11 protein-coding genes are annotated in these 10,150 nt (G+C 30.4%); all 11 read left to right on the forward strand.

Going from position 1 to position 10,150, the window contains the following annotated elements; genetic code table 11:
* Positions 1-601 (forward strand): DUF429 domain-containing protein (locus tag VIM70_RS09665; protein WP_331945547.1); only part of this gene is annotated, 601 nt, incomplete at its 5' end.
* A gap of 897 nt (positions 602-1,498) precedes the next feature.
* Positions 1,499-2,920, forward strand: a complete 1,422-nt coding sequence (locus VIM70_RS09670) for a HEPN domain-containing protein (protein ID WP_331945548.1) — start codon at positions 1,499-1,501, stop codon at positions 2,918-2,920.
* Positions 2,921-3,070: 150 nt separating this feature from the next.
* Positions 3,071-3,448, forward strand: coding sequence for a hypothetical protein (locus tag VIM70_RS09675; RefSeq protein ID WP_331945549.1), 378 nt, complete (start codon positions 3,071-3,073; stop codon positions 3,446-3,448).
* Positions 3,449-3,468: 20 nt separating this feature from the next.
* On the forward strand, positions 3,469-5,040 hold the full coding sequence (locus VIM70_RS09680) for a hypothetical protein (RefSeq protein ID WP_331945550.1): 1,572 nt from the start codon (positions 3,469-3,471) through the stop codon (positions 5,038-5,040).
* Between the two features lie 20 nt (positions 5,041-5,060).
* Positions 5,061-5,510 (forward strand): hypothetical protein, encoded by a 450-nt coding sequence (locus VIM70_RS09685; RefSeq protein WP_331945551.1) that lies wholly within the window; start codon positions 5,061-5,063, stop codon positions 5,508-5,510.
* Positions 5,511-5,676: 166 nt separating this feature from the next.
* The gene (locus VIM70_RS09690) at positions 5,677-6,960 is read left to right on the forward strand and encodes an HD-GYP domain-containing protein (RefSeq protein WP_331945552.1); all 1,284 of its coding nucleotides are present in this window, start codon (positions 5,677-5,679) and stop codon (positions 6,958-6,960) included.
* A gap of 164 nt (positions 6,961-7,124) precedes the next feature.
* Positions 7,125-7,997 (forward strand): HDOD domain-containing protein, encoded by an 873-nt coding sequence (locus VIM70_RS09695; RefSeq protein ID WP_331945553.1) that lies wholly within the window; start codon positions 7,125-7,127, stop codon positions 7,995-7,997.
* 189 nt (positions 7,998-8,186) lie between these two features.
* Entirely contained in the window at positions 8,187-8,375 is a 189-nt protein-coding gene (locus VIM70_RS09700; protein ID WP_331945554.1) for a hypothetical protein, read from the forward strand.
* Positions 8,376-8,726: 351 nt separating this feature from the next.
* Positions 8,727-9,023 (forward strand): hypothetical protein, encoded by a 297-nt coding sequence (locus tag VIM70_RS09705; protein WP_331945555.1) that lies wholly within the window; start codon positions 8,727-8,729, stop codon positions 9,021-9,023.
* 299 nt (positions 9,024-9,322) lie between these two features.
* Positions 9,323-9,457: a nuclease-related domain-containing protein gene (locus VIM70_RS09710; RefSeq protein ID WP_331945556.1), complete on the forward strand. Its 135-nt coding sequence runs from the start codon at positions 9,323-9,325 to the stop codon at positions 9,455-9,457.
* A 353-nt stretch (positions 9,458-9,810) separates the two neighbouring features.
* Positions 9,811-9,912 (forward strand): topoisomerase DNA-binding C4 zinc finger domain-containing protein, encoded by a 102-nt coding sequence (locus VIM70_RS09715; protein ID WP_331945557.1) that lies wholly within the window; start codon positions 9,811-9,813, stop codon positions 9,910-9,912.
* Positions 9,913-10,150: the final 238 nt, after the last annotated feature.

The following is a 10,150-nucleotide window of genomic DNA, read 5'->3' on the forward strand; positions in this document are numbered from 1 at the left end:
ATTAGGTTATATACCTTCACCAAAGGATACTGCAAAGGGGTTAAAAGAAAGAATTGATATATTAGAAAACTCAGGTTTTAAAAGCATTGAAAAAATATTATATGGATCTGGAAAACACGAAAAAACAGATAAACTAGATGCGCTCGTAGCAGCTTACACTGGTTATTTAGCTTATATAGGCAATGTTACTTTTATTGGTAATATTAAAGAAGGTAAGATAGTTTTACCTACCAATGATTTTAAAGAGTCTTATAAGCGGTTAAAGAAATTAGTGATCCCAATAGTTACATCTTCTTCAGTGTTAGAAGGTGAAAAGGATATAAGTAATCTATATGAGTATATAAATGTGGATAGTGTACTTTGGTTAAAATATTTCACGTCAATAAATAGTAGTCCACCCATTTATAATCTTATAGAAGAGATTTCAAATGATAGGTTCAAAGTTACTATAACTAATGATCAGAACCAAAATATAGAGGTTGAACTAGAACCCTTGAAAAATAGAAAAGATGGGTTAAAGGTATGCAGAGAGCATAAGGTGAAGTTAGCTGAGTTTTGGGGAAGCCATGGAGACAAAAAGAAGTATTTTATTTCAATATAAAAGGTTGAGGAGAAATTATGTATTGAAGCAAGGCACATATATTTAACTCCTATAAAATAAAATATTTCATTAAAACAAATTGATGGAGTTGGTCATAGGTTGGAAGTTTTGGGTGATATGGATAAAAATATTGAAGTATTAAGAGCGGTATTAACCCTCTATTAGAGAAATAACATCTCAAAAGTATGAGCATAATTTTTAGCAGATTCTACTACGACCTCGGAGGTCGTTACATAAACTAGATGTTTATGTTTGCTATTATATTTAAAACCTAATTTACGCACAGTCTGCCGGGGGTCTTTGTGAGGCGAAGATGAACTTGATTATAAACTTGGGAGGAGGGGCAGTCACCTGAAAACAGGGAGGTCTGGTTTTATAAAATAATATTAAACATGACTATACACAATTATCCAACGGCCTGACACCTTGCAGAGGTTGGAAGTGCATCGGACAAGCTATGTGCTTAAGTTTTGTTTGTTAATAAGATAATTGTAATTATGATTTATCTTGTCACAAAACAATATTGGCTATTAATTGTTAGCATCTATACTACTATACATATTTACCCAAGGGTCTGACCCCTTACATAGTTTGGAAGTGAAACGAACAAGCTATGTTGCTATAATTTACATTTATCGGTTTGCTGACACGACCCCGTTGTAAAATCTGGAAGCAGTGCGTTCAGGTTTTATTTTCTAATAGCTGATGGTAAGGATTAGCTCATGCATCAGTACAGTCAGTGGAAGTTTATATAAATTTTTGAAAATTAATAGCAAAAAAAGTGTGTTTACAATTATTCATGTACCCCTGGGGATTTTATGAGTTAAGTGAATTTGCTAATATTCAAGGGCAATATGGGGAGGACTTCGAAGTCATAAATAAGAAAAGGGGCAAAGAATGAAAGATATAAACCATTATAATGGAAAATGGAAAATCTATGAGGATGAAGAGAGTGTTGGAACTCTGGTTGTTAATGAGGAAAAAGGTGGAATGTACCTTATAATAAAGTTGCCTTCAAAAGGTAGTTCTATAAATCACAAAATGACAGTTACATATAAAGACATAATTAACGGTAAGCTTGATAATGAAGGTGAAGTAGCGTTAATAAATTGTGCTTATTTTACTAGACATGATTATATTGGGAGCCATTCAGATTTATATTACTCCGTTGATGCAGTATATTGGGGAAAGTATTTTGAAAAAATTGAAGATGCTTATACGGATAGAGCATTTTTTAGGCTTAGTAACGCTGTAGAATGGTCTGGTCTATGCAAATTAATTTCAGAATATAAAGATAAACACGTGAAATTTAAATGGGAAGAGAAAGGAGATATCAAATATACATATAGAAATGGAGATATGCTTACTGTCACACCAATGATATCAAAATATTCTTCTGAAACTTCAAAACAAGAAATAAAGATTACTCAGGATGTAAATTTTGAATTTAAAAGCAAAGAACGAATATCAATATTTGAGTTTGAAGAGAGGCTTAACACTATCTCTGAACTTATACCATTTGCAACTGGATATGCTACAGCTATTAAAAGCAGTCATGTAATATTCTCTGAAACATCAAATATGGAATATAGCACTCCATTCGAAGTCATACTTAATCGAAAAACAGTGGATGAGTCACAAGACATATCACAATATAAATTGGTATTTACACTTTTGGAGTTGAAGGAGAAGAATCTAATGTCAAATTGGATAGAAAAGTATGAAAGACTTAAACCAGTAATTGACTTGTATCTTGTCCCAGTAAAATATAATGACATGTCTGTAGAGATGGTATTTTTGAATTCAGTTCAGGCTCTTGAAACATATCATGCAAGGTTTGTCTGCAATTCAAGAAAAAATTATCATACAAGGGTGCTTAATAAAATAGTTTCATGGAAAGAAAGCCCTAATTATGACCATCTGTATGACGAGCTGTTTTCAAAAGCTAAGGGACTGGAGAAAAGTGATTCTATAACTCTGTTGGAACGTCTTTATGATCTCTTTGTAGCAGACTTGAATTTCCCATTACGACAATACATAGGTGTATATCCAGTAAAATTTTGCAAACAGGTTAAGGACACTAGAAATTACCTTACTCATTATGGTGAAAAGGATAAGGATAAAGCATTTAGCACAGTAGAAACTGGACTAGCTATTGCGGTGCTAAGAAAGCTTATCTCATATTACATTCTACATGAAATAGGCTTTGATAATGAGTTCTGTGAGAAAAAAAACACTAAAGACCGTGAGGGATTCGATTTCCATGTAAGTATACTTAAAGAATCAAATAAACTCAAAGAAGACAGTGTTTTTAAATAGAGTGTATTTTTATATCTTTAGATTTTTCATTAGCAAAACAAATTGTATTTACAATTTGTTCATGTACCCCGGGGGTCTTTATGAGCGAGGCGAATTTGCTATTTATATTAAAAAATTTAATAAATTTTAGCGGGAAGGAAAGTGTGAAAAATGGATGAAAGTAAACAAGCTGTTTGGAATGTATTATCTGGAGTTATGTTTTTCGTGTCATCAATTATGGTTTATATAGGATATGATAAACTTACAAACTATTACTCTAGTGAAACATTATCTTCTTTAAACAAAAATTCTTATGTTGGAGGGGATGCATATAATTATATTATTAACGGAACTCGATCAACTTCTTTTTTCGTCTTAGCAACTATGTTTGCTATGGTTGGAGTCGGCTTTATTATAATTGGATACTTGGATAAAATCAGCAATATAAGACAAAACGAGGGAATCGCAGATATTTTAGAAGGCTTAAATAAAAATAATGACGTATCTGGAAAGCAAAATATATTAGATGAGACTCTACCACCACTGTAATGAATTAGGAGGAAATGATAATGGTTGAAAGTAGATATACAAATATCAGGTATATAGATCTTAATTACTGGTTTAAAGAATGGCCAGTAGAAATAATTAATGGTTCTTTACTTTATGATGCTCTTTACGATAATGTTGTTCTTCAGTTGAAAATATGTAATATATCAAATGAAAATATCTCATCAGTATATATTTCAGTTGAATGTTTTGATGACGCTGGAGACCAAATTGATGAAAATGATAATACCGTTAAGTATACTTATCAAGATTTGGATGTAAGACCAAATAATACGGTTGGTGAGAATGTGGCCGTACCTCTTATAAATAAAAATGTAAGAAAGGTTAACATACATGTTGAAAAAGTAGTTTATAAAAATGGAGATATTCAGAAAATAAATATAGATGACCAAGTAAAAAAAATACCTGAAAGAACAAAGATAGATGTTTTGGGAAATGTGTTAATTGGGGAACTAGATAGAATTAAATTAGAAGAAAATCCTTATAGTATTGAATTTGTTCCAAAAGTTGTAGAAGAAGTAGGATGGATATGCTGCTGTGGAAGATTAAATAATATTTCCGATTTAACATGCTGTAGATGTGGACGAGATAAAGCTGGTCAGTTTAACATTATAAATAAAGAGTATTTAGAAAAGTCCTACAATGATTATCAAATCTATCAAGAAAAAATGGAGTTAAAGGCAAAACAGGAAAAACAAAGAGAAGATGAAGAACGAGAAAAACAAATTAAGCTTGAAGATGCTATAAAACAAAATCAAAAAGTTAAAAAGATACGGATAGCTAAAATTACTTTGGCGGCAATATTATTATTCTTTATTATATTTGTATCTATTAGGTATATAAAACCAGCGGTAATAAGAAATCAACAATATGGAAGTGCAATAAAATTATTAAACAGTGGCAAATATGATGAAGCATTACCGGCATTTGAAAAGCTAAAACATTACAAAAATGCTGACGAAGAAATTAAAGAAACACATTATAGGTATGCAGCAGAGTTATTGAAAAATAATGAATTTGAGAAAGCATTATTGCAACTACAGCAAATACCTTCATATAAAGATAGTAAAGTATTAATAGAGAAGGCAAGTTATCAACTTGGTATAAAATTAATGAATGCTAAGGATTACTTAAACAGTATAGAAAAATTTAAAAAAGTAACAAAAATAAATGTTGCACTTTATACTAGTGCACAAGAAAACATAGAGTTATGTAAAAAACAATTTATAAAATTAAATGTAACATTAGCTAATAAGACTATAAGTAGTAAGAACTATGAGGATGCTAATAAGTATATAAATGAACTTATGAAGATGGATAGTAACAGCGTAGATGCTAAAAATCTGAAAAGTGTTATGGCTAATAAAATCGCATATACAGCTGCAACTACTTTGAGCGCTGAGCATAAATATAAAGAAGCTGCAGAAGCATATGCTGCATGTAGTAAATATGATAGCAACATAGTAAATAATACTGAATATAGTAATGTTCTTCGTAAATATGCAGATTCATTAGTTAAAAAACATATATATTTGGAGATGATCCATCTAAATATTATAGCGTGGGTGACATAGATAATGATGGATTACTTGAAGTGGCGGTATATGAAAAAAACTCTTCATTATTATCACAAATCAATACTTCAAATGATATTAAATTATTTAAGTATGTTAATGGTCAATATAGTTTAATAAGTACAGTGCAAAATGGTTCCGACTTTTGTATAGAAATGAATATATCAAAAGCCAAAGGTGATATAAATGGAGTCTTTGTATCTGGTTCTATCGGTGCACATAGCGGATCGCAATCTCTTTATATAATAAAAGATGGAGAACTTGTTTCAGTCCTAGATGAAAGCATAAATTCAATTTATCCTTCTCCAATTAAAGATATTGATGGAGATAAAATAACTGAACTTTCCTCTTTAGAAAGAGATCCTAAAGATCCAGATTCAAGCAATGCTGTTGGCCTTAAAATTTTAACTTGGTATAAGTGGAATGGCGAAAGTGGGTTAACAACAGTAAAAGTTGAAGAAACACATTAGTAAAACAAATTGTATTTACAATTTGTTCATGTCCCCCGGGGGTCTTTATGAGCGAAGTGAATTTATAGTAGCAGGAGAAAGTAATTTGTATGGAATTTATTGAATGTAGTATAAAAATAGTATTGGTAGTATTATACGAATTACTATTTAAAAAGGAGAAGAATTTATGAAAAGACATTTGTTCGTAAACTTGAGTAATTTGCTATTATCTTTATCAGAAGTAACGGATTTAGCAAATCCTTTGATTGCGCAGCATCAACATAGAACAGCATATATTGCATTGGAATTAGCAAAGTTTTCCAATTTAGAACCTGAAATTACTGAAAATATTTTTACAGCTGCATTATTACATGATATTGGAGCAGTAACAGTGGAAGAAAAAATAGCTGTTCATAATTTTCAAAAGGTAAATGAAAGTATTCATACCATAAGGGGAGAATTATTATTAGAACAAATACCATGGCTAAGAAAGATTTCGAAAATAGTAAGAAATCATCATAAAGATTGGAGTGCTTGGGAAGAAGACATAGAAAACCCAGTTGTCTTTTCGTCTCAAATCGTCTTGCTATCTGATTATGTAGAGAGATTAATAGATAAAAATAAATATATTTTACATCAAAGCAAAGATATAGTAGAAATAATAAAAAAATTATCAGATACGGTTGTCAATAAAAAGATAGTAGCTTATTTTGTTGACTTAGCTAAAAGAGAGGATTTTTGGTTAGATTTAGCTTCTCCAAGACTATATTCACTGCTATTGAATAATGGACAATTTAAAAACATGCAAATAGGATTAGAAGACGTATTATTAATATCGAATTTGTATCGAGACCTAATAGATTTTAAGTCGAGATTTACTGCTACTCATACGTCGGGTGTGTGTGAATGTGCGGTAAAATTATCTGAATTATTTGGAATGGCCGAGTTAGATGTAAAGTCAATGAGGATAGCAGGAAATTTTCATGATATAGGGAAATTGGTAATACCAAACAGTATTCTTGAGAAGCCTGGCAAATTAACTGTCCAGGAGTTTGAGATTATGAGATGCCATAAATATCACACATTTAATACATTAGATTCAATTGGAGGATTGCATCGAATAGCTGAGTGGGCCGCCTATCACCATGAAAAACTTGATGGAAGTGGTTACCCATTTCATCTTACTAAAGAGGAAATCGGCACTGGTTCTAGAATAATGACGGTTGCAGATATATTTACTGCAATATCAGAGGATAGACCATATAGAAAAGGAATGGATAAAGATGAAATTTATAAAATTTTTAAACGGCAAACAGACGAAGGATTATTGGATAACCGGATTGTTGAATTATTATTTGACAATTATGAAATTATTAATTTACAGGTAAAAGGGAAGCAATCAAAGGCATTAGATTTTTACGAGAGGCGGTTTTTATTAATAGCTGATTTGAGTAAGCATAAAAATTTTTAAAAATAATTGAATACAATATAACAGCTGAAACTGAAAATTTGAAACATTCTCTTTGAAAACTGAATAATATGGTATTACTAAAGAAGCCATAGATATATATAACAAAAGCATTTATATAATTCCTAGATAATAACTTAAAATTGAATTATAAAGGGGATGATAACATGAATAGTGTAGAGATTTTTAATGTTTTTGAAAATTCTAACGAGTTACCAATAATGAATAATGAGATAACTGAAGTAATTAACATGGTTAGTAACTCTGAAAATATCGACATAGGAGAGTTTTCCGATAAATTAGCTAAGTGTGGTAATTTAAGTGAAGTTCTATTGAACAATGTTAATTCAGGCTATTTTAATTTACAAAGAAAAATAGATTCTTTATCAGATGCAATAGTGTATTTAGGAATGCGAACTGTTGAAAAATTAGCAATTTCTTATTTGATCAAATCTTTAATTCCGGCTGATATAGGGAAATCAAAGGAGTTGAATAGGGAGAAGTATTGGAAACATTGTTTAGCTACTTCAATTGCTGCAAACTTGTTAGCTGAAAAACTAGATAAGGTAGATAAGTATAAGTATTTTGCTTATGGTTTAATTCATGATATAGGGATTGTAATATTAGATATTTGCTTACCTAACCTTATAGATGAAGTTGTAATTATGCAAAAAAAAGGGATTCATCAAATTGTAGCTGAAAGATTAGTAATGAAGGGATTTACTCATGAACAATCAGGACTCTGGCAATGTGAAAGGTGGGGATTACCTGAAGATATAAAAGTAATTGTAGAACATCATCATACTCCTTTATTAGCTGAAAAATATTTAGAAGAAGTCAATATTATGTGCTTAGCAGATTCAATTAGTTCATTCTACTATGAGAGGTTATTGTGCTTGAATACTAGGTATGTATTTAATAAAAATGTAATGAAGAAACTAGGAATTACAGAGGACGATATTGAGGAAATTAGTAGAGCTCTTCCCCAAAAAGTTGAGGAGGCAGATAAACAACTCAACTTTGATTTATTTTACTTATAAGTTTTAATTTGTTCACTATCTTAAAACAGTAGGGTATGTTTTCATGAATAGTTATATGATGGTATTTAAGTACTAGATTGTTTATAATATATATAGATAAGTTAAAATATAAGGTATAAATAATATATAACGCTAGTGGAATAATCTATAAATTAACGTTGAAATTGTTCATGTACCCCGGGGGTTCTTATGAGCGAAGCGAATTTGCTACTTGCTAGAGCATTGCGTGAGCCATTATTAGCTTTCTTCCATTCATTAAGTATTTCTAAACGCTTTTCAAGTGTGTATTTTACTTTCAAAAAAATCACCCCTTCTATAGACAATTATAATACTTTGTCCAATAAAAGGGGAGCAGTTCAAAGTAGACAGATTAAATAATAAAAATCTGTTACCGGAAAGGGGAGCATTTTTAGTAAGAAAAAACTGTTTCCAGTTTTTTCTATAGGGTCAGACCCCATTCCAGAGATTGGAAGTGAAACGGAAAATCTCTGGTTGCTAAGAATGACTGAAATGCTAGAAGGACGTGATAGGGGAACACGTAAGTGTGTAGGTTACTGAGCTAGTATTGATCAGGTACAGTAAATGGCGGCTGAATTTAATAGAAGAAGAGTAAAGTCTACTATTAACAGGTGAAATTCTGCTTAGAAAAGATAATATTAGGTAGATGAGAATGAGTCGCTTGCATTAAAATGGTTATGTAATAAAATATTATGGGATGAAGTTGGAAATATGGATATAAAAAAAGAATTTACTAATTGGTTAAGTAGAAAACCTAAGAAAAATGGTGTTTTAATGAGCGATAGTACTGTTTATAAGTATGTTAGAGCTATTGATACAATATCAAAGGATATGATGAAAGAAAACATTATTTCTGGAGATATCTATAACATAACTGATAAACCTCAATTAAATAAAACTATAGCACTCATTAAAAAAAATAATAATTTCAACTTTAAAAATGATACTGGTAATAATATGTATAGTGTTGCGTTGGGGCATTATCAAGACTTTATAAATAATAAATAATATTAAGGAAAACAAATTGTGGTTATAATTTGTACATGTCCCCCGGTGGATTTTTATGAGCGAAGCGAATTTGCTAATTATTGTTGCCATCTACACATATATACCTAAGGATTTGACCACTTACAAAAATTGGAATAGTTTTTATTGCTAACGAAATCTTGCTATCCATGGCTCTTAGTTATTGCAGCATGGGTTTTAGAAATTTTCATGCCTAAAATCAAAGGATTCCTTGGTGAAAGTCCGTTGCTTTTTTCTTATCCAATCTTGATAAAACAAAGTATAAGTTAATCAACAACATAATGCTACAGGTAGGAAATAGAACAATACAGATAGATCATGTAATAGTATCTAACTATGGTATTTTTGTTATAAAAACTAAGAATTACAAGGCTTGGATTGTGATAATGATTTTGATGATAATTGGAAGCAGATAATTTATAAGCGCAAAGAAAAACTACATAATCCAATAAAACAAAATTATTGATATATACAAACATTGAAGGAGATTTTAAATGACTTTGGAGATATAAATTATATTTCAATAGTAGCTTTTACAACAAGGCAGAATTAAAAGTAACATCAAAAATGGATGTCGTGTACATTATAAATTTGCCTAAGGCAATTAAAAAATATAACATTGAGAATACAACTGATTTAGTTAAAGACGATATATATGCAAAATTAATTTCTTTAAATATTGATAGTAAAGAAACTAGAAGAACTCATGTAAAAGCAATTCACAAGACATTAGCTGAAAAGGATATAAAAGTTAATAGGGGTATGGGGTATCTGTTCCAAATGTGGAGGAAAGTTAGTATTAAGAAATGGCAAGTATGGTCAATTTAAAGGGTGCAGCAGTTTTCCTAAATGTAGGTTTATTGTAAAATAACAGACAGCTTTATTGATTACACTTTTGATATTTGCAATATTTCACTTTAGGCACGTTTTTAACAAAATGAATGTGAAAGCTTCCGGTTTTTACTACGACCTCCATAGCCATCAACCTTATAATTCAATAATCTACCAAATAATTAAAACGCTTATTTAAGCTCGGATTGGAATTATTCGTTAATAATTACTTTTAGTTATAGCACCTAATTGTAAATCTTGGCTATTTTAATGTAACC

Origin of the sequence: Clostridium sp., assembly GCF_036569345.1 — a bacterium.
In the GTDB taxonomy this organism is placed as follows: Bacteria; Bacillota; Clostridia; order Clostridiales; family Clostridiaceae; genus Clostridium_AD.

What these genes read in the sequence shown, in the direction of transcription:
- VIM70_RS09705 (WP_331945555.1), top strand. Translation starts at nt 8,727, where the DNA reads ATGGATATAAAAAAAGAATTTACTAATTGGTTAAGTAGAAAACCTAAG.
- VIM70_RS09680 (WP_331945550.1), top strand. Translation starts at nt 3,469, where the DNA reads ATGGTTGAAAGTAGATATACAAATATCAGGTATATAGATCTTAATTAC.
- VIM70_RS09700 (WP_331945554.1), top strand. Translation starts at nt 8,187, where the DNA reads ATGAGCGAAGCGAATTTGCTACTTGCTAGAGCATTGCGTGAGCCATTA.
- VIM70_RS09675 (WP_331945549.1), top strand. Translation starts at nt 3,071, where the DNA reads ATGGATGAAAGTAAACAAGCTGTTTGGAATGTATTATCTGGAGTTATG.
- VIM70_RS09710 (WP_331945556.1), top strand. Translation starts at nt 9,323, where the DNA reads ATGCTACAGGTAGGAAATAGAACAATACAGATAGATCATGTAATAGTA.
- VIM70_RS09695 (WP_331945553.1), top strand. Translation starts at nt 7,125, where the DNA reads ATGAATAGTGTAGAGATTTTTAATGTTTTTGAAAATTCTAACGAGTTA.
- VIM70_RS09690 (WP_331945552.1), top strand. Translation starts at nt 5,677, where the DNA reads ATGAAAAGACATTTGTTCGTAAACTTGAGTAATTTGCTATTATCTTTA.
- VIM70_RS09670 (WP_331945548.1), top strand. Translation starts at nt 1,499, where the DNA reads ATGAAAGATATAAACCATTATAATGGAAAATGGAAAATCTATGAGGAT.